Raw genomic sequence first — 19,315 nt, forward strand, 5'->3', positions numbered from 1 at the left:
CACGTGAAACCCTGTCTGAACATGGGGGGACCATCCTCCAAGGCTAAATACTACTGACCGACCGATAGTGAACCAGTACCGTGAGGGAAAGGCGAAAAGAACCCCGGAGAGGGGAGTGAAATAGAACCTGAAACCGTGTGCGTACAAGCAGTAGGAGCTCGAAAGAGTGACTGCGTACCTTTTGTATAATGGGTCAGCGACTTACTGTTCGTGGCAAGCTTAACCGTATAGGGGAGGCGAAGGGAAACCGAGTCTGATAAGGGCGCATAGTCGCGGGCAGTAGACCCGAAACCGGGTGATCTAGTCATGCCCAGGGTGAAGGTGCGGTAACACGCACTGGAGGCCCGAACCCACTCCCGTTGCAAAGGTAGGGGATGAGGTGTGATTAGGAGTGAAAAGCTAATCGAACCCGGAGATAGCTGGTTCTCCTCGAAAGCTATTTAGGTAGCGCCTCATATGTATCCTCTCGGGGGTAGAGCACTGTTATGGCTAGGGGGTCATCGCGACTTACCAAACCATTGCAAACTCCGAATACCGAGACGGACTGTATGGGAGACACACGGCGGGTGCTAACGTCCGTCGTGAAAAGGGAAACAACCCAGACCCACAGCTAAGGTCCCAAATTTTGTGCTAAGTGGAAAACCATGTGGAAAGGCACAGACAGCCAGGAGGTTGGCTTAGAAGCAGCCACCCTTTAAAGAAAGCGTAATAGCTCACTGGTCGAGTCGGTCTGCGGGGAAGATTTAACGGGGCTAAGCACAGAACCGAAGCTTGGGGTGCATAACTTTGTTATGCGCGGTAGAGGAGCGTTCCGTAAGCCTGTGAAGGTGAGTTGAGAAGCTTGCTGGAGGTATCGGAAGTGCGAATGCTGACATGAGTAACGATAATGCGGGTGAAAAACCCGCACGCCGAAAGCCCAAGGTTTCCTTGCGCAACGTTAATCGGCGCAGGGTGAGTCGGCCCCTAAGGCGAGGCAGAAATGCGTAGTCGATGGGAAGCAGGTTAATATTCCTGCACCTCGCGTAAGTGCGATGGAGGGACGGAGAAGGTTAGGTGTACCGGGCGTTGGTTGTCCCGGGGAAAGGCGGTAGGTTTGGATCTTTGGCAAATCCGGGATCCTTTAAGACCGAGCACCGAGACGAGTCTTTTAGACGAAGTCACTGATACCACGCTTCCAGGAAAAGCTCCTAAGCTTCAGCTTACGCAGACCGTACCGTAAACCGACACAGGTGGGTAGGATGAGAATTCTCAGGCGCTTGAGAGAACTCGGGTGAAGGAACTAGGCAACATGGCACCGTAACTTCGGGAGAAGGTGCACCCTTTTTGGTGGCTCATGCGAGCTATAGCTGAAGAGGGTCGCAGTAACCAGGCCGCTGCGACTGTTTATCAAAAACACAGCACTCTGCAAACACGAAAGTGGACGTATAGGGTGTGACGCCTGCCCGGTGCTGGAAGGTTAATTGATGGGGTCAGCCGCAAGGCGAAGCTCTTGATCGAAGCCCCAGTAAACGGCGGCCGTAACTATAACGGTCCTAAGGTAGCGAAATTCCTTGTCGGGTAAGTTCCGACCTGCACGAATGGCGTAATGATGGCCAGGCTGTCTCCACCCGAGACTCAGTGAAATTGAACTCGCTGTGAAGATGCAGTGTACCCGCGGCAAGACGGAAAGACCCCGTGAACCTTTACTATAGCTTGACACTGAACATTGAGAACTGGTCGAGATGGAAGTGCGCGAGCTGCTGAGCAAGTACGACTTCCCGGGCGACGACACCCCGATCGTGCACGGTTCGGCCCGTCTGGCGCTGGAAGGCGACCAGAGCGACATCGGCGTGCCGGCCATCCTGAAGCTGGTCGAGGCGCTGGACAGCTGGATCCCGACCCCGGAGCGTGACGTCGACAAGCCGTTCCTGATGCCGGTGGAAGATGTGTTCTCGATCTCGGGCCGCGGCACCGTGGTGACCGGTCGTATCGAGCGCGGCGTGATCAAGGTCGGCGAAGAAATCGAAATCGTCGGTATCCGTCCGACCCAGAAGACCACCGTCACCGGCGTGGAAATGTTCCGCAAGCTGCTGGACCAGGGTCAGGCAGGTGACAACGCCGGTCTGCTGCTGCGTGGCACCAAGCGTGACGACGTCGAGCGCGGCCAGGTTCTGGCCAAGCCGGGTTCGATCACCCCGCACACCCAGTTCGACGCCGAAGTGTACGTGCTGTCGAAGGACGAAGGCGGCCGTCATACCCCGTTCTTCAAGGGCTACCGTCCGCAGTTCTACTTCCGTACCACCGACATCACCGGTGCGGTCGAGCTGCCGGAAGGTGTTGAGATGGTGATGCCGGGCGACAACGTGAAGATGGCTGTCACCCTGATCAACCCGGTGGCAATGGACGAAGGTCTGCGCTTCGCCATCCGCGAAGGCGGCCGTACCGTCGGCGCCGGCGTGGTCTCGAAGATCATCAAGTAATAAGCCTGCAGTACCCAGCGGTAACTCTGCTGCTGGTTACGCGAACGGCGGGCCGGGAACCTCGGTCCGCCTTCGCCGTCTAAGGGACGTGTAAACAAGTCAAGTCATACGCCAGTAGCTCAATTGGCAGAGCAGCGGTCTCCAAAACCGCAGGTTGGGGGTTCGAGTCCCTCCTGGCGTGCCACTTGCACCTCTCTATCCAGTGACCTTGGTCGCACCAGCAACAAGAGTCGGATGAACAGCAAGATCGAACATTCCAAGTCCGCTGCTTCCGGCGGCGATATGGTCAAGTATGTTGGCGCCGCGCTGCTGGTGCTGGCGGGTCTGTTCGTCTGGTTCTGGTTCTCCTCGCCGGAAAAGGCGGCTCAGCTGGGTGCCTGGTCGGGCCAGCTGCGTGCCTTGGCTGTGGTGGTGGGACTGGTCGCCGGTGGCGCCGTGTTCATGCTGACTGCCAAGGGCCGTCAGACGCGTGAATTCCTTTCCGAATCCCGTTTCGAGCTGCGCAAGGTCGTGTGGCCGACCCGCCAGGAGGCCATCCGCATGACGTGGGTGGTGATCGTGGTGGTGATCGTGTTGAGCCTGCTGCTGGGTGGGTTCGACTTCGCGATCCAGAAGCTGACCCAGTGGTTCCTGGGTCGTTGAGGAGATAACAGTGAAGCGTTGGTACGTCGTTCACGCCTATTCAGGTTTTGAGAAGTCGGTGGCGCAGGCATTGCGCGATCGCATTGTGCGCGACGAGATGCAGGACCGCTTCGGCGACGTGCTCGTCCCGACCGAAGAAGTGGTCGAAATGCGCTCCGGCCAGAAGCGCCGTTCCGAGCGCAAGTTCTTCCCGGGTTACGTGCTGGTCCAGATCGAGACCCACGAAGAAGCCGGCATCCCGCGCATCGACAACGAAAGCTGGCACCTGGTGAAGGATACCTCCAAGGTGATGGGCTTCATCGGTGGCACTGCCGACCGTCCGTTGCCGATCCGTGACGAAGAGGCCGCAGCCATCTTGGATCGCGTTCAGGAAGGTGTCGAGAAGCCGCGTCCGAAGATCCTATTCGAGCCGGGCCAGATGGTCCGTGTCACCGAAGGTCCCTTCAACGACTTCAACGGCGTGGTGGAAGAGGTCAACTACGAGAAGAGCCGCCTGCGCGTCTCGGTGCTGATCTTCGGTCGCGCCACCCCGGTCGAGCTCGAGTTCGGCCAGGTCGAAAAGGCGGTCTGAGTTCACGGCCTGGCCTGTTCAGGTTTAGGTCGAAAAAACTGCTAGAATTGCCGGCTCCCTGTCATGGGGCTGAATCGAAGGCTGCCGCGAGGTGGCCTTTGGTGCGATTCAAGGATTTCAAAGCGCGAATGCCGGGACGCGTGATTCCCGGTCCGATGGGGAGCCTGTTGTCGAAAGGCGCTAGCACCCGGAGAGCATAAAAATGGCAAAGAAAGTTGTCGGTTACATCAAGCTGCAGGTGAAGGCCGGTCAGGCCAATCCGTCGCCGCCGGTGGGTCCTGCGCTGGGTCAGCGCGGCCTGAACATCATGGAATTCTGCAAGGCGTTCAATGCCGCCACGCAGAAGCTGGAGCCGGGTATCCCGGTGCCGGTGATCATCACGGCCTACTCGGACCGTACCTTCACCTTCATCACCAAGAGCACCCCGGCCACCGTGCTGCTCAAGAAGGCTGCCGGTATCACCTCCGGTTCCAAGCGCCCGAACACCGACAAGGTGGGCAAGGTCACTCGCAAGCAGCTTGAAGAAATCTGCAAGGCGAAGGAGCCGGATCTGACGGCTGCTGACCTGGACGCCGCCGTGCGTACGATCGCGGGCTCTGCCCGTTCCATGGGCCTGGTGGTGGAGGGTTAATCTGATGGCACAGACCAAGCGTGAGAAGGCCATCAAGGCCGCCGTCGTTCCGGGCAAGGCCTACGCCTTCGAAGAAGCGATCAACATCCTGAAGACCGCCGCCAAGGCCAAGTTCGTCGAGTCGATCGACGTGGCCGTGCGTCTGGGCGTGGATGCCAAGAAGTCCGACCAGCAGGTGCGCGGTTCGACCGTGCTGCCTGCCGGTACCGGCAAGTCGGTCCGCGTCGCCGTGTTCGCACCGGCCGGTGCCAAGGCTGACGAAGCCCTGGCCGCTGGCGCCGAAGCCGTCGGCATGGACGACCTGGCCGAGAAGATGCAGGCCGGCGATCTGAACTATGACGTGGTCATCGCGACCCCGGACGCAATGCGCGTCGTGGGTAAGCTGGGTACCGTGCTGGGCCCGCGCGGCCTGATGCCGAACCCGAAGGTTGGCACCGTGTCGCCGAACCCGGCCGAAGCCGTGAAGAATGCCAAGTCGGGCCAGGTGCGTTACCGCACCGACAAGGCCGGCATCATCCACTGCACCATCGGCAAGGCCAGCTTCGACAACGCCGCGCTGCAGTCGAACCTGCAGGCGCTGCTGCTGGACCTGATCAAGGCCAAGCCGGCCACCTCGAAGGGCACCTACCTGCAGAAGGTTTCGGTCAGCTCGACGATGGGCCCGGGCGTCACCGTCGACCAGTCGTCGCTGACCCTGAAGTGATGTGGTGGCCCGCGTGCCTGCCGGCACGCGGCGCCATGAATGCAGTACCTCCGCGGTAGCAGCACCCGAGCCCGGCCATGCCGCCGGATGCTGCTTCCACGGGACCGCAACAGCAGTGTCACCCGTCAGGGCGATGCTGGACATTTGAAGGCATCGCGCCGGTCCGCCGACGCGATAGCCGTCAAAGACCGCAGGCGCGGTCAGCGCATACCGGCGACGGGCACGGAAGCTCGATCTGGCAAGGAGTCGCCGCCGGCATAGCGGGATCGCTTAATCGACCCACTCGTGGATCACCCTGCGTAGATGGTGATGCCCTTCTGGAGTTTTCTGGTTTAACGCACGTCTGGGGTAACCCGGGTTGGCCCACTCCAGGTCTAGAACGGCCACCACAGGAGCATCGTTCCGATGTTCCCGGCGTCCAGGAAGGATGCTGCCATGGACCGTAAGCGGCAGGGAGCCGTGAGCGGAGTTTGTTTGAAGCAGGGATTCGGGATTCGATGTGGGTGCGGTGTGGAAGCGGCTTCGCTTCCGGCCGAAACCGGATCCCCCTTCCCGGTCCCCGCTTTAACGGAGGAGTGCAATGGCTCTCAATCTGTCCCAGAAGCAAGAAGTAGTCGCCGAACTGGCAGACGTCGCCGCCAAGGCCCACTCCTTGATCGCAGCCGAATACGCTGGCACCACGGTCGCCCAGATGACCGCGATGCGCAAGCAGGCCCGCGAAACCGGCGTTTTCTTGAAGGTTGTCAAGAACACGCTGGCCGCGCGCGCCGTTGAAGGCACCGATTTCGCAGTTGCAAAGGACCAGATGGTCGGTCCGCTGCTGTACGCGTTTTCGCTCGAGGAGCCCGGCGCAGCCGGTCGCCTGATCAAGGATGCAGCCAAGGGCAACGACAAGCTGAAGGCGAAGGTCGTGGCAATCGGCGGGGAAATCTTCCCGGCCAGCCACGTCGAAGTGCTGGCATCGCTGCCGACCCGTGATCAGGCCCTGGCCATGCTGGCCCGCGTCCTGACCGAGCCGGTCACCATGTTCGCGCGCGCCGTCAAGGCTGTCGGTGAAAAGCAGGACGGTGGTGCAGCAGCAGCTGCCGAGCCGGCCGCTGAAACCGCCTAAGTTCGACGTCCCCGTGGTTCCGTCCGGAACCTCAATCCAGAATATTTTCCAAAGGTAATCAAAATGTCCCTTACCAACGAACAGATCGTCGACGCCATCGCCGAGAAGTCCCTGATGGAAGTGATGGAGCTGGTCAAGGCCATCGAAGAGAAGTTCGGCGTCTCCGCCGCTGCCCCGGTTGCCGTTGCCGTTGCCGGCCCGGCCGCTGTGGTTGAAGAGCAGACCGAATTCAACGTCATCCTGAAGGACGCCGGCGCCAAGAAGGTCGACGTCATCAAGGCCGTCCGCGCCATCACCGGCCTGGGCCTGAAGGAAGCCAAGGACCTGACCGAAGCCGGTGGCGTCGTGAAGGAAGGCGCTTCGAAGGAAGACGCCGACAAGTTCAAGAAGGAACTGGAAGCCGCCGGCGCGACCGTCGAGCTGAAGTAATCAGTTCCTTGCGTCGCCATTGTTTCGCGGCGATGCAGCCAGGGCTGGGGGTGTAAACCCCCGGCCTTTGGTCGTTTCAAACGTCGTGATGCCGGGCTTGGCCGGGCACCAGGACGGGTAGGGCCGGGCCACGCCCGGCAGGCTGTAGATGTAGAAAGTCCAACGTGGCAGGTGTCCGTCGCCGCCTCCTCCGGGAATGAGCGAACACGGGCACAAGCGAGTTGGCAGTTGGAAGTAGCGGGAGAAGGCGTGCTGGTGCCGGCAATACCAGCGACTTCCAACTGACAATTTCAAGTTTCCCTACGGGTCGTGGACGCACGGCCCGCACAACAAGGTGGAAGACCTCATGACGTCCTATTCGTACACCGAAAAAAAGCGCATCCGCAAGGATTTCGGCAAGCAGCGCTCGATCCTCGAGGTGCCGTTCCTGTTGGCCATCCAGGTCGACTCGTACCGCGATTTCCTGCAGGAAAACGTCGACCCGGCCAAGCGCACCGACCACGGCCTGCACGCCGCGCTGAAGTCGGTGTTCCCGATTTCCAGCTACAGCGGCAATGCCGCCCTGGAGTACGTGGGCTACAAGCTGGGCGACCCGGTGTTCGACGAGCGTGAGTGCCGCCAGCGCGGCATGAGCTACGGCGCGCCGCTGCGCGTGACTGTGCGCCTGGTCATCTACGACCGCGAGTCGTCCACCAAGGCGATCAAGTACGTGAAGGAGCAGGAGGTCTATCTGGGCGAAATCCCGCTGATGACCGAGAACGGCACCTTCATCGTCAACGGTACCGAGCGCGTCATCGTGTCGCAGTTGCACCGTTCGCCGGGCGTGTTCTTCGACCACGACCGTGGCAAGACCCACAGCTCGGGCAAGCTGCTGTACAGCGCCCGCATCATTCCTTACCGCGGCTCCTGGCTGGACTTCGAGTTCGACCCGAAGGACGCGCTGTTCACCCGTATCGACCGTCGCCGCAAGCTGCCGGTGTCGATCCTGCTGCGCGCGCTTGGCTACAGCAACGAAGAGATGCTGGCCGAGTTCTTCGAGATCAACACGTTCCACATCAACCCGGACGAAGGCGTGCAGCTGGAGCTGGTGCCGGAGCGCCTGCGTGGTGAAACCTTGGGCTTCGACCTGGCCGACGGTGACAAGGTCATCGTGGAAGCCGGCAAGCGCATCACCGCGCGCCACATCAAGCAGCTGCAGGCCTCGGGCATCGCCGCCCTGGCCGTGCCGGACGACTACCTGGTCGGCCGCATCCTGTCGCACGACGTGGTCGATGCGAACACCGGTGAACTGCTGGCCCAGGCCAACGACGAGATCAGCGACGAGCAGCTGCAGAACTTCCGCAAGGCGGGCGTTGATGCGGTCGGCACCCTGTGGGTGAACGATCTGGACCGTGGCGCGTACCTGTCCAACACCCTGCGCATCGACCCGACCAAGACCCAGCTGGAAGCCCTGGTCGAGATCTACCGCATGATGCGCCCGGGCGAGCCGCCGACCAAGGACGCCGCGCAGAACCTGTTCCACAACCTGTTCTTCACCTTCGAGCGCTACGACCTGTCCACGGTCGGCCGCATGAAGTTCAACCGCCGTGTCGGCCGCAAGGAAGTCACCGGCGAAGCCGTGCTGTACGACAGCAAGTACTTCGGCGAGCGCAACGACGAAGAATCCAAGCGCCTGGTTGGCGCCCACGGCGAATCGTCCGACATCCTGGACGTGATCAAGGTGTTGACCGAGATCCGCAACGGCCGTGGCGTGGTGGATGACATCGACCACCTGGGCAACCGTCGCGTGCGTTCGGTCGGCGAAATGGCCGAGAACGTGTTCCGCGTGGGCCTGGTCCGCGTCGAGCGCGCGGTCAAGGAACGCCTGTCGATGGCCGAGTCCGAAGGCCTGACCCCGCAGGAGCTGATCAACGCCAAGCCGGTCGCCGCTGCCATCAAGGAATTCTTCGGTTCCTCTCAGCTGTCGCAGTTCATGGACCAGAACAACCCGCTGTCGGAAGTGACGCACAAGCGCCGCGTCTCGGCACTGGGCCCGGGCGGCCTGACCCGCGAGCGCGCCGGCTTCGAAGTGCGCGACGTGCACCCGACCCATTACGGCCGCGTCTGCACCATCGAAACGCCGGAAGGCCCGAACATCGGCCTGATCAACTCGCTGGCCGTGTTCGCACGCACCAACAAGTACGGCTTCCTAGAAACCCCGTACCGCAAGGTCGTGGACGGCAAGGTCACCGACGACGTCGAGTACCTGTCGGCGATCGAGGAAAACGAGTACGTGATCGCCCAGGCCAACGCCCTGACCGACGCCAAGAACATGCTCACCGAGCTGTTCGTGCCGTGCCGCTACCAGGGTGAGTCGCTGCTCAAGCCGCCGGCGGAAGTCCACTTCATGGACGTCTCGCCGATGCAGACCGTGTCCGTCGCTGCGGCGCTGGTCCCGTTCCTGGAGCACGATGACGCAAACCGCGCACTGATGGGCGCGAACATGCAGCGCCAGGCCGTGCCGACCCTGCGCTCGCAGAAGCCGCTGGTGGGTACCGGCATCGAGCGCGCCGTGGCGCGTGACTCGGGCGTGACCGTGAACGCCCGTCGTGGTGGCGAGATCGTGCAGATCGACGCCGGCCGCATCGTGGTCAAGGTCAACGAGAACGAGATCACGGACGCCGCCGACGCCGGCGTGGACATCTACAACCTGATCAAGTACACCCGCTCGAACCAGAACACCTGCATCAACCAGCGTCCGCTGGTGAACGTGGGTGACGTGATCGCGCGTGGCGACGTGCTGGCCGACGGCCCGTCCACCGACATCGGTGAACTGGCGCTGGGCCAGAACATGCTGATCGCGTTCATGCCGTGGAACGGCTACAACTTCGAAGACTCCATCCTGCTTTCCGAGCGCGTGGTGGAAGAGGATCGCTACACCACGATCCACATCGAAGAGCTGACCTGCGTCGCGCGTGACACCAAGCTGGGGCCGGAGGAAATCTCGGCCGACATCCCGAACGTCTCCGAGCAGGCGCTGAACCGCCTGGACGAGAGCGGCGTGGTGTACATCGGTGCCGAAGTGCGCGCCGGCGACATCATGGTCGGCAAGGTCACCCCGAAGGGCGAAAGCCAGCTGACCCCGGAAGAGAAGCTGCTGCGCGCCATCTTCGGCGAGAAGGCTTCGGACGTTAAGGACAGCTCGCTGCGCGTTCCGCCGGGCATGGACGGCACCGTCATCGACGTGCAGGTCTTCACCCGCGACGGCATCGAGAAGGACAAGCGCGCCCGCCAGATCGAAGAGAACGAGATCAAGCGCGTCAAGAAGGACTTCGACGACCAGTTCCGCATCCTGGAAGGCGCCATCTACGCCCGTCTGCGTTCGCAGATCGTGGGCAAGGTGGTCAACGGCGGCGCCGGCCTGAAGAAGGGCGACGTGATCTCCGACGCGTTCCTGGACGGCCTGAAGAAGTCCGACTGGTTCACCCTGCGCATGAAGGACGACGACGCAGCCGAAGCCATCGAGCGTGCCCAGATGCAGATCCAGGCACACGAGAAGGAATTCGAGCGCCGCTTCGCCGACAAGCGCGGCAAGATCACCCAGGGCGACGACCTGGCACCGGGCGTGCTGAAGATGGTCAAGGTGTTCCTGGCCGTGAAGCGTCGCATCCAGCCGGGTGACAAGATGGCAGGCCGCCACGGCAACAAGGGTGTGGTCTCCAACGTGGTGCCGGTCGAAGACATGCCGTACATGGCCGATGGCACCTCGGTGGACATCTGCTTGAACCCGCTGGGCGTGCCGTCGCGTATGAACATCGGCCAGATCCTGGAAGTGCACCTTGGCTGGGCCGCGAAGGGTCTGGGCAAGCGCATCCAGCGCATGCTGGAGCAGCAGCGCGCCGTCAGCGAGCTGCGTGAGTTCCTGGGCAAGGTCTACAACCACGACTCGGCCCTGGCCGGTGAGCGCGTCGACCTGACGCAGTTCAGCGACGAGGAACTGATCAACCTGGCCAAGAACCTGACCGACGGCGTGCCGATGGCAACCCCGGTGTTCGACGGCGCGCTGGAAGACGAGATCCGCGAAATGCTGAACCTCGCCTACCCGGACGGTGCCCCGGAGACCGAGGTGCTGGGCTTCAACGGCAGCAAGACCCAGATGCAGCTGTTCGACGGCCGCACCGGCGAAGCATTCGACCGCAAGACCACCGTCGGCTACATGCACTACCTGAAGCTGAACCACCTGGTCGACGACAAGATGCACGCCCGTTCGACCGGCCCGTACTCGCTCGTCACCCAGCAGCCGCTGGGCGGCAAGGCGCAGTTCGGTGGCCAGCGCTTCGGTGAAATGGAAGTCTGGGCGCTGGAAGCCTACGGCGCGGCCTACACCCTGCAGGAAATGCTGACGGTGAAGTCCGACGACGTGCAGGGCCGCAACCAGATGTACAAGAACATCGTCGACGGCGAGCACGAGATGGTCGCGGGCATGCCGGAATCCTTCAACGTGTTGGTGAAGGAAATCCGCTCGCTGGCCATCAACATGGAACTGGAAGACAACTGATCGGGCAGGCGCTGCTGCAGTGATGCAGCAGCGCCGCCAGCAGCGACCTGACAGCCCATCGACAAAGATTTCCTCCTTTCGGAGAACACCATGAAAGACCTGCTCAACCTCTTCAACCAGCAGCGCCAGACGCTGGACTTCGACGCGATCAAGATCGCGCTGGCCTCGCCGGACCTGATCCGTTCGTGGTCCTTCGGCGAAGTGAAGAAGCCGGAAACCATCAACTACCGTACCTTCAAGCCGGAGCGTGACGGCCTGTTCTGCGCCGCCATCTTCGGACCGGTCAAGGACTACGAGTGCCTGTGCGGCAAGTACAAGCGCATGAAGCACCGCGGCGTGGTCTGCGAGAAGTGCGGCACCGAAGTGACCCTGGCCAAGGTGCGCCGCGAGCGCATGGGCCACATCGACCTTGCCTCGCCGGTCGCCCACATCTGGTTCCTCAAGTCGCTGCCCTCGCGCATCGGCCTGATGCTGGACATGACCCTGCGCGACATCGAGCGCGTGCTGTACTTCGAAGCCTACGTGGTGACCGAGCCGGGCCTGACCGCTCTGGAGCGCCGCCAGCTGCTGACCGAAGAACAGTACCTGCAGGCCCGCCAGGAGCACGGCGACGACTTCGACGCCGCCATGGGCGCCGAGGCCGTCTACGAGCTGCTGCGCACCATCGACCTGCAGGCCGAGATGGTCCGCCTGCGCGAGGAAATCGCCTCGACCGGTTCGGAAACCAAGCTCAAGCGCCTGACCAAGCGCATCAAGCTGGTGGAAGCCTTCCTGGAATCGGGCAACCGCCCGGAATGGATGGTGATGACCGTGCTGCCGGTGCTGCCGCCGGACCTGCGTCCGCTGGTGCCGCTGGACGGTGGCCGCTTCGCGACCTCCGACCTGAACGACCTGTACCGCCGCGTCATCAACCGCAACAACCGCCTGCGCCGCCTGCTGGAGCTCAACGCGCCGGACATCATCGTGCGCAACGAAAAGCGCATGCTGCAGGAATCGGTTGACGCCCTGCTGGACAACGGCCGTCGCGGCCGTGCCATCACCGGCACCAACAAGCGCCCGCTCAAGTCGCTGGCCGACATGATCAAGGGCAAGCAGGGTCGCTTCCGCCAGAACCTGCTGGGCAAGCGCGTGGACTACTCCGGCCGTTCGGTGATCACCGTCGGTCCGTACCTCAAGCTGCACCAGTGCGGCCTGCCGAAGAAGATGGCGCTGGAGCTGTTCAAGCCGTTCGTCTTCGCCAAGCTGCAGCGTCGTGGCCTGGCCACCACCATCAAGGCCGCCAAGAAGCTGGTAGAGCGCGAGGAAGGCGAAGTCTGGGACGTCCTGGAAGAAGTCATCCGCGAGCATCCGGTGCTGCTGAACCGCGCGCCGACCCTGCACCGTCTGGGCATCCAGGCGTTCGAACCGCTGCTGATCGAAGGCAAGGCCATCCAGCTGCACCCGCTGGTCTGTACTGCGTTCAACGCCGACTTCGACGGTGACCAGATGGCCGTCCACGTGCCGCTCTCGCTGGAAGCCCAGCTCGAAGCGCGTGCGCTGATGATGTCCACCAACAACATCCTGTCGCCGGCCAACGGCGAGCCGATCATCGTGCCGTCGCAGGACGTGGTGTTGGGCCTGTACTACATGAGCCGCGCCCTGGTGAACAAGAAGGGCGAGGGCATGGTGTTCGCCAACACCGACGAAGTGAAGCGCGCCTACGACAACCGTCTGGTCGAGCTGCACGCCAAGGTGAAGGTGCGCATCACCCAGGTCGAGCGCGACGAGGAAGGCAACAAGGTCACCAAGACCTCGATCCAGGACACGACTGTCGGCCGTGCGCTGCTGAGCGAGATCATGCCCGAGGGCCTGCCGTTCGAGCTGTGCAACACCGAGATGACCAAGAAGAACATCTCGCGCCTGATCAACCAGAGCTACCGCCTGCTTGGCCTGAAGGACACCGTGGTGTTCGCCGACAAGCTGATGTACACCGGTTATGCCTACGCAACCCGCGCCGGCGTGTCGATCGGTATCGACGACATGCTGATCCCGGACGAGAAGAAGGGCATCCTGGGCGAAGCCGAGCAGGAAGTGCTGGAAATCCAGGAGCAGTACCAGTCCGGTCTTGTCACCGCGGGCGAGCGCTACAACAAGGTGGTCGACATCTGGTCGCGCACCAACGAGCGCATCGCCAAGGCGATGATGGAAACCATCGGTACCGAGAAGGTCGAGGATTCGGAAGGCAAGATCGTCGACCAGAAGTCGATGAACTCGCTGTACATCATGGCCGACTCCGGCGCGCGTGGTAGCCAGGCGCAGATCCGTCAGCTGGCCGGCATGCGCGGCCTGATGGCCCGCCCGGACGGCTCGATCATCGAGACGCCCATCAAGGCGAACTTCCGCGAAGGCCTGAACGTGCAGGAGTACTTCAACTCCACCCACGGTGCCCGTAAGGGTCTGGCCGATACCGCGCTGAAGACGGCGAACTCGGGTTACCTGACCCGTCGTCTGGTCGACGTGGCGCAGGACGTGGTGATCACCGAAGTCGACTGCGGCACCGTCGAAGGCCTGACCATGACCCCGATCGTTGAAGGCGGCGACGTGGTCGAGCCGTTGAAGGACCGCGTGCTGGGCCGCGTGGTTGCCGAGGACGTGTTCCTGCCGGGCAACGACGAGGATCCGATCGTGACCCGCAACACGCTGCTCGACGAGCAGTGGGTGAACAAGCTGGAAGAAGCCGGCGTGCAGACCATCAAGGTCCGCTCGACGATCACCTGCGAGTCGGCGTTCGGCGTGTGCTCGCGCTGCTACGGCCGCGATCTGGCCCGTGGCCACATCGTCAACATCGGTGAAGCGGTCGGCGTCATCGCCGCGCAGTCGATCGGTGAGCCGGGTACCCAGCTGACCATGCGTACGTTCCACATCGGTGGTGCGGCATCGCGTGCGGCGGCGGTGGACAACATCACCGTCAAGACCACCGGTTCGGTCAAGTTCAACAACCTCAAGCACGTCGAGCAGGTCAGCGGTTCGCTGGTCGCGGTGTCGCGCTCGGGCGAAATCTCCGTGCTCGACCCGCACGGCCGTGAGCGCGAGCGCTACAAGCTGCCGTACGGCGCCACCATCACCGTCAAGGATGGTGCCGAGATCAAGGCTGGCCAGACCGTGGCCAACTGGGATCCGCATAACCACCCGATCGTGTCGGAAGTGGCTGGCTTCGTGCGCTTCATCGACTTCGTTGACGGCATCACCGTCATCGAGAAGACCGATGAACTGACCGGCCTGGCTTCGCGTGAAATCACCGACCCGAAGCGTCGTGGCTCGCAGGCCAAGGACCTGCGTCCGCTGGTCCGCATCGTCGATGGCAAGGGCAATGACCTGACCATCCCGGGCACCGACCTGCCGGCACAGTACCTGTTGCCGCCGCGTTCGATCGTCAACCTGCAGGACGGCGCCCCGGTGGGCGTGGGCGACGTGGTCGCCAAGATCCCGCAGGAAGCGTCCAAGACCCGCGACATCACCGGTGGTCTGCCGCGCGTTGCCGACCTGTTCGAAGCGCGCAAGCCCAAGGATCCGGCGATCCTGGCCGAGCGTTCGGGCATCATCAGCTTCGGCAAGGACACCAAGGGCAAGCAGCGCCTGATCATCAAGGACACCGATGGTTCCGAGCACGAAGAGCTGATCCCGAAGTACCGCCAGATCATCGTGTTCGAAGGCGAGCACGTGACCCGCGGCGAAACCATCGTGGACGGCGAGCCGAGCCCGCAGGACATCCTGCGCCTGAAGGGCGTGGAAGAACTGGCGCGCTACCTGGTCAAGGAAATCCAGGACGTGTACCGCCTGCAGGGCGTGAAGATCAACGACAAGCACATCGAAGTGATCTCGCGTCAGATGCTGCGCAAGGTTGAAATCACCGACCAGGGCAACAGCAAGTTCCTGAACGGCGAGCAGGCTGAACGCCAGCGCGTCATCGAGGAAAATGCCAAGCTGGCCACCCGCAACGAGCTGCCGGCGCAGTTCGATCCGGTCCTGCTGGGCATCACCAAGGCCTCGCTGGCAACCGAATCGTTCATCTCGGCCGCTTCGTTCCAGGAAACCACCCGCGTGTTGACCGAGGCTGCCGTGCGCGGCACCGCCGACAACCTGCGCGGCCTGAAGGAAAACGTGATCGTCGGCCGCCTGATCCCGGCCGGTACCGGCCTGGCGTACCACGCCAAGCGCCGTCGCGGTGCCTCGGGCCTGACGGAATCGGAAATCCAGACCCTGGCCGGCACGGCAGCGGTTGCCGATGTTGAAACCGCGTTGCCGGAAGCCGAGCAGGCAACGGGCGGCGAGGAGTAAGATAGTGGGGCTGGCCGGTCCGCTTGCGGGCCGGCCCGCTCAACCTGAACGGGGTACACGGAGGCGCCCCTGTAACAGTCCTGGATCAGGGCTGGCTTGACGGGTAGGTGTTTGACTGCCTACTTGACAAGTTGCTACAATCGTCTGTCTCAGCAGGCCTAAAATTTGGGCCTGCTTTACATTTTCCGCATCTATGACCGGATTTTCCGGTCCCACTCAGAAGAACCTACTGATGGCGACGATCAACCAGCTGGTCCGCAAGCCGCGGCAAGCGACCACCTACAAGAGTGCCTCCCCGGCCCTCGACAAGTGCCCGCAGCGCCGTGGCGTCTGCACCCGTGTCTACACCACCACTCCGAAGAAGCCGAACTCGGCTCTGCGCAAGGTTGCCAAGGTCCGCCTGACCAACCAGGAAGAAGTGATTTCCTACATCGGTGGTGAAGGCCACAACCTGCAGGAGCACTCCGTGGTCCTGATCCGCGGCGGTCGCGTCAAGGACCTGCCGGGTGTGCGTTACCACACCGTTCGTGGCTCGCTCGACGCCGCCGGCGTCGCCAAGCGTCGCCAGGCCCGTTCCAAGTACGGCGCCAAGCGTCCGAAGGCCTAAGGAGTAAGACATGTCCCGTAAAGGTAATACCCCGCAGCGTTCGGTCCTGCCCGATCCCAAGCACGGAAGCGAGACCATCGCCCGTTTCATCAACATGGTGATGCAGAGCGGCAAGAAGTCGGTCGCTGAAAAGATCGTCTATGGCGCCATGGACGTGATCGGTGAAAAGAACCCGAACGCCATCGAACTGGTGCAGAAGGCTCTGGACAACGTCGCCCCGGGCGTGGAAGTGAAGTCCCGTCGTGTCGGCGGTGCCACCTACCAGGTGCCGGTCGAAGTGCGTGCCTCGCGCAAGATGGCGCTGGCCATGCGCTGGCTGATCGAATCGGCCCGCAAGCGTGGTGAGAACACCATGCCGCGCAAGCTGGCAGCCGAGCTGCTGGACGCGTCGGAAAACCGTGGCGGCGCCATCAAGAAGCGTGAAGAAACCCACCGTATGGCGGAAGCGAACAAGGCGTTCGCCCACTACCGCTGGTGATTTCGAAGGGGCCTTGGAAACAGGGCCCCTGACACCCATCTGGTGTCACTTGTGGCGCTTTGAGCGCCGCTTCAATCCGAAGGCCGCCGCAAGGCGGCGTTCGGCCATCCGAATTCCAAGAAATTTGAGAGGCTCCCCGTGGCCCGTACTACTCCCATCGAGCGTTACCGCAACTTCGGCATCATGGCTCACATCGATGCCGGCAAGACCACCACGTCCGAGCGCATCCTGTTCTACACCGGCAAGAGCCACAAGCTCGGTGAAGTGCATGACGGTGCCGCCACCATGGACTGGATGGAGCAGGAGCAGGAGCGTGGCATCACGATCCAGTCTGCTGCCACCACCGCGTTCTGGAAGGGCATGGACAAGTCCCTGCCGGAGCACCGCTTCAACATCATCGACACCCCCGGGCACGTTGACTTCACCATCGAAGTCGAGCGCTCGCTGCGCGTGCTCGACGGTGCCGTGTTTGTGCTGTGCGCCGTCGGTGGCGTCCAGCCGCAGTCGGAGACCGTGTGGCGCCAGGCCAACAAGTACCACGTGCCGCGCATCGCGTTCGTCAACAAGATGGACCGTACCGGTGCCAACTTCTTCAAGGTCCGTGACCAGCTGAAGGCCAAGCTGGGCGCCGTGCCGGTGCCGATGCAGGTGCCGATCGGTGCCGAGGAAGGCTTCAAGGGCGTGGTCGATCTGCTCAAGATGAAGGCCATCCATTGGGATGAGGCTTCGCAGGGCATGAAGTTCGAGTACGGCGAGATCCCGGCCGACCTGGTGGAGAAGGCTGAAGAAGCCCGCACCTTCATGATCGAGACCGCGGCCGAAGCCAACGAAGAGCTGATGGAAAAGTACCTGGGCGGCGAAGAGCTGGCCGAGGCTGAAATCATCGAGGCGCTGCGCGTTCGTACCCTGGCCACCGAGATCGTGCCGATGTTCTGCGGCTCGGCGTTCAAGAACAAGGGCGTGCAGGCCATGCTCGACGGCGTGATCCAGCTGCTGCCGTCGCCGGTCGACGTGCCGGACGTGAAGGGCGTGGACGTCGACGACGACACCATCGAGATGACCCGCAAGTCGGACGACAAGGCTCCGTTCTCGTCGCTGGCCTTCAAGATCATCACCGACCCGTTCGTCGGCGCGCTGACCTTCTTCCGCGTCTACTCCGGCGTGCTGACCGGTGGCGACACCGTGCTGAACTCGGTGAAGAACAAGAAGGAGCGCATCGGCCGCATCCTGCAGATGCACTCGAACAACCGCGAGGAAATCAAGGAAGTTCTGGCCGGTGACATCGCTGCTGCCGTGGGCCTGAAGGACACCACCACCGGTGACACGCTGTGCTCGATCGATGCACCGATCGTGCTTGAGCGCATGACCTTCCCGGAGCCGGTGATCTCGATGGCGGTCGAGCCGAAGACCAAGTCGGACCAGGAAAAGATGGGTCTGGCACTGGGCCGCCTGGCGCAGGAAGATCCGTCGTTCCGCGTGAAGACCGACGAAGAATCCGGCCAGACGATCATCTCGGGCATGGGCGAGCTGCACCTGGACATCATCGTTGACCGCCTCAAGCGCGAGTTCAACGTTGAAGCCAACGTCGGCAAGCCGCAGGTCGCGTACCGCGAGACCATCCAGCAGGCTGACGTCAAGTCGGATTACAAGCACGCCAAGCAGTCCGGTGGTAAGGGTCAGTACGGTCACGTCGTGATCGAGCTGTCGCCGATCACCGCTGAAGACCGCGCCGATCCGAAGCTGGCTGCCGCCATCAAGGACGACTTCCTGTTCATCAACGACATCACCGGTGGCGTGATCCCGAAGGAATTCATTCCTTCCGTGGAAAAGGGCCTGCGCGAAACCATCACCAGCGGTCCGCTGGCTGGCTTCCCGGTGGTGGACGTCAAGGTCAAGCTGGTGTTCGGCTCGTACCACGACGTCGACTCCTCGGAAATGGCGTTCAAGCTCGCCTCGTCGATGGCCTTCAAGCAGGGCTTCGCCAAGGCCAAGCCGGTGCTGCTGGAGCCGATCATGAAGGTCGAGATCGTGACCCCGGAGGATTATCAGGGTGACGTGATGGGCGACGTGAGCCGCCGTCGTGGCGTGCTGCAGGGTTCGGGCACCACCGGTGACGGTTCGGCCAGCATCATCAATGCGATGATCCCGCTGGGCGAAATGTTCGGTTACGCCACCGCGCTGCGTTCGCAGACCCAGGGTCGCGCGACCTTCACGATGGAATTCGACCATTACGAGCCGGCGCCGACCAACATCGCCGAAACTGTCATGAAGAAGGCCTGAGTCATCTGACTCAGGCTCTCCAAACAAAAATCAGCTAATCAAGGAATAGAAACATGTCCAAGGGCAAGTTCGAACGTACCAAGCCGCACGTCAACGTCGGCACCATCGGCCACGTTGACCATGGCAAGACCACCCTGACCGCCGCGCTGACCAAGATCGGTGCAGAGCGCTTCGGCGGCGAGTTCAAGGACTACTCGTCCATCGACGCCGCGCCGGAAGAGAAGGCTCGTGGTATCACGATCTCGACCGCGCACGTTGAGTACGAATCCGAGAGCCGTCACTACGCCCACGTTGACTGCCCGGGCCACGCCGACTACGTCAAGAACATGATCACCGGTGCCGCCCAGATGGACGGCGCGATCCTGGTGTGCTCGGCCGCTGACGGCCCGATGCCGCAGACCCGCGAGCACATCCTGCTGTCGCGTCAGGTCGGCGTGCCGTACATCGTCGTGTTCCTGAACAAGGCCGACATGGTGGACGATGCCGAGCTGCTGGAACTGGTCGAGATGGAAGTGCGCGAGCTGCTGAGCAAGTACGACTTCCCGGGCGA

The 19,315-nt window shown here is 62.4% G+C and carries 12 protein-coding genes, 1 tRNA gene, 1 pseudogene and 1 other annotated feature; all 14 genes and pseudogenes read left to right on the forward strand.

Annotation, left to right across the window (positions count from 1 at the left end):
- Positions 1-143 precede the first annotated feature (143 nt).
- Positions 144-1,626, forward strand: a sequence feature (23S ribosomal RNA rRNA prediction is too short).
- Between the two features lie 83 nt (positions 1,627-1,709).
- Positions 1,710-2,459, forward strand: a pseudogene (locus ATCM_RS01335) (elongation factor Tu); the annotation flags it as partial.
- Between the two features lie 108 nt (positions 2,460-2,567).
- Positions 2,568-2,643 (forward strand) — tRNA-Trp (locus ATCM_RS01340).
- Between the two features lie 50 nt (positions 2,644-2,693).
- Complete coding sequence (gene secE / locus ATCM_RS01345) at positions 2,694-3,101, forward strand: preprotein translocase subunit SecE (RefSeq protein ID WP_132862489.1); 408 nt, start codon at positions 2,694-2,696, stop codon at positions 3,099-3,101.
- 10 nt (positions 3,102-3,111) lie between these two features.
- On the forward strand, positions 3,112-3,672 hold the full coding sequence (gene nusG, locus ATCM_RS01350; RefSeq protein ID WP_132862490.1) for a transcription termination/antitermination protein NusG: 561 nt from the start codon (positions 3,112-3,114) through the stop codon (positions 3,670-3,672).
- 202 nt (positions 3,673-3,874) lie between these two features.
- Complete coding sequence (rplK, locus tag ATCM_RS01355) at positions 3,875-4,303, forward strand: 50S ribosomal protein L11 (protein ID WP_054663281.1); 429 nt, start codon at positions 3,875-3,877, stop codon at positions 4,301-4,303.
- A gap of 4 nt (positions 4,304-4,307) precedes the next feature.
- On the forward strand, positions 4,308-5,006 hold the full coding sequence (gene rplA / locus ATCM_RS01360; RefSeq protein WP_132862491.1) for a 50S ribosomal protein L1: 699 nt from the start codon (positions 4,308-4,310) through the stop codon (positions 5,004-5,006).
- 580 nt (positions 5,007-5,586) lie between these two features.
- Entirely contained in the window at positions 5,587-6,117 is a 531-nt protein-coding gene (gene rplJ, locus ATCM_RS01365; RefSeq protein ID WP_132862492.1) for a 50S ribosomal protein L10, read from the forward strand.
- 63 nt (positions 6,118-6,180) lie between these two features.
- A complete protein-coding gene (gene rplL, locus ATCM_RS01370) occupies positions 6,181-6,546 on the forward strand; it encodes a 50S ribosomal protein L7/L12 (protein WP_132862493.1) in 366 nt (121 codons plus the stop codon).
- Positions 6,547-6,892: 346 nt separating this feature from the next.
- Positions 6,893-11,083, forward strand: coding sequence for a DNA-directed RNA polymerase subunit beta (rpoB, locus tag ATCM_RS01375; RefSeq protein WP_132862494.1), 4,191 nt, complete (start codon positions 6,893-6,895; stop codon positions 11,081-11,083).
- Positions 11,084-11,173: 90 nt separating this feature from the next.
- Entirely contained in the window at positions 11,174-15,400 is a 4,227-nt protein-coding gene (gene rpoC / locus ATCM_RS01380) for a DNA-directed RNA polymerase subunit beta' (protein WP_132862495.1), read from the forward strand.
- Between the two features lie 232 nt (positions 15,401-15,632).
- On the forward strand, positions 15,633-16,007 hold the full coding sequence (gene rpsL, locus ATCM_RS01385; RefSeq protein WP_004145320.1) for a 30S ribosomal protein S12: 375 nt from the start codon (positions 15,633-15,635) through the stop codon (positions 16,005-16,007).
- A 10-nt stretch (positions 16,008-16,017) separates the two neighbouring features.
- Positions 16,018-16,485 carry a 30S ribosomal protein S7 gene (gene rpsG, locus ATCM_RS01390; protein ID WP_132862496.1) on the forward strand — a complete coding sequence of 156 codons (468 nt, stop codon included), beginning with the start codon at positions 16,018-16,020 and terminating at the stop codon, positions 16,483-16,485.
- A 138-nt stretch (positions 16,486-16,623) separates the two neighbouring features.
- Complete coding sequence (gene fusA / locus ATCM_RS01395; RefSeq protein WP_132862497.1) at positions 16,624-18,765, forward strand: elongation factor G; 2,142 nt, start codon at positions 16,624-16,626, stop codon at positions 18,763-18,765.
- 53 nt (positions 18,766-18,818) lie between these two features.
- Positions 18,819-19,315, forward strand: a 497-nt coding sequence (locus tag ATCM_RS01400; RefSeq protein WP_132866033.1) for a GTP-binding protein, incomplete at its 3' end; no start/stop codon positions are given.

The organism is Stenotrophomonas sp. ATCM1_4 (genome assembly GCF_004348115.1).
GTDB lineage: Bacteria > Pseudomonadota > Gammaproteobacteria > Xanthomonadales > Xanthomonadaceae > Stenotrophomonas > Stenotrophomonas capsici.

Excerpts from the sequence above, each read along its gene's own strand:
- rplK (WP_054663281.1), top strand. The coding sequence starts at position 3,875 with ATGGCAAAGAAAGTTGTCGGTTACATCAAGCTGCAGGTGAAGGCCGGT.
- rpoC (WP_132862495.1), top strand. The coding sequence starts at position 11,174 with ATGAAAGACCTGCTCAACCTCTTCAACCAGCAGCGCCAGACGCTGGAC.
- rplA (WP_132862491.1), top strand. The coding sequence starts at position 4,308 with ATGGCACAGACCAAGCGTGAGAAGGCCATCAAGGCCGCCGTCGTTCCG.
- secE (WP_132862489.1), top strand. The coding sequence starts at position 2,694 with ATGAACAGCAAGATCGAACATTCCAAGTCCGCTGCTTCCGGCGGCGAT.
- rpoB (WP_132862494.1), top strand. The coding sequence starts at position 6,893 with ATGACGTCCTATTCGTACACCGAAAAAAAGCGCATCCGCAAGGATTTC.
- rplL (WP_132862493.1), top strand. The coding sequence starts at position 6,181 with ATGTCCCTTACCAACGAACAGATCGTCGACGCCATCGCCGAGAAGTCC.
- rpsL (WP_004145320.1), top strand. The coding sequence starts at position 15,633 with ATGGCGACGATCAACCAGCTGGTCCGCAAGCCGCGGCAAGCGACCACC.
- rplJ (WP_132862492.1), top strand. The coding sequence starts at position 5,587 with ATGGCTCTCAATCTGTCCCAGAAGCAAGAAGTAGTCGCCGAACTGGCA.
- rpsG (WP_132862496.1), top strand. The coding sequence starts at position 16,018 with ATGTCCCGTAAAGGTAATACCCCGCAGCGTTCGGTCCTGCCCGATCCC.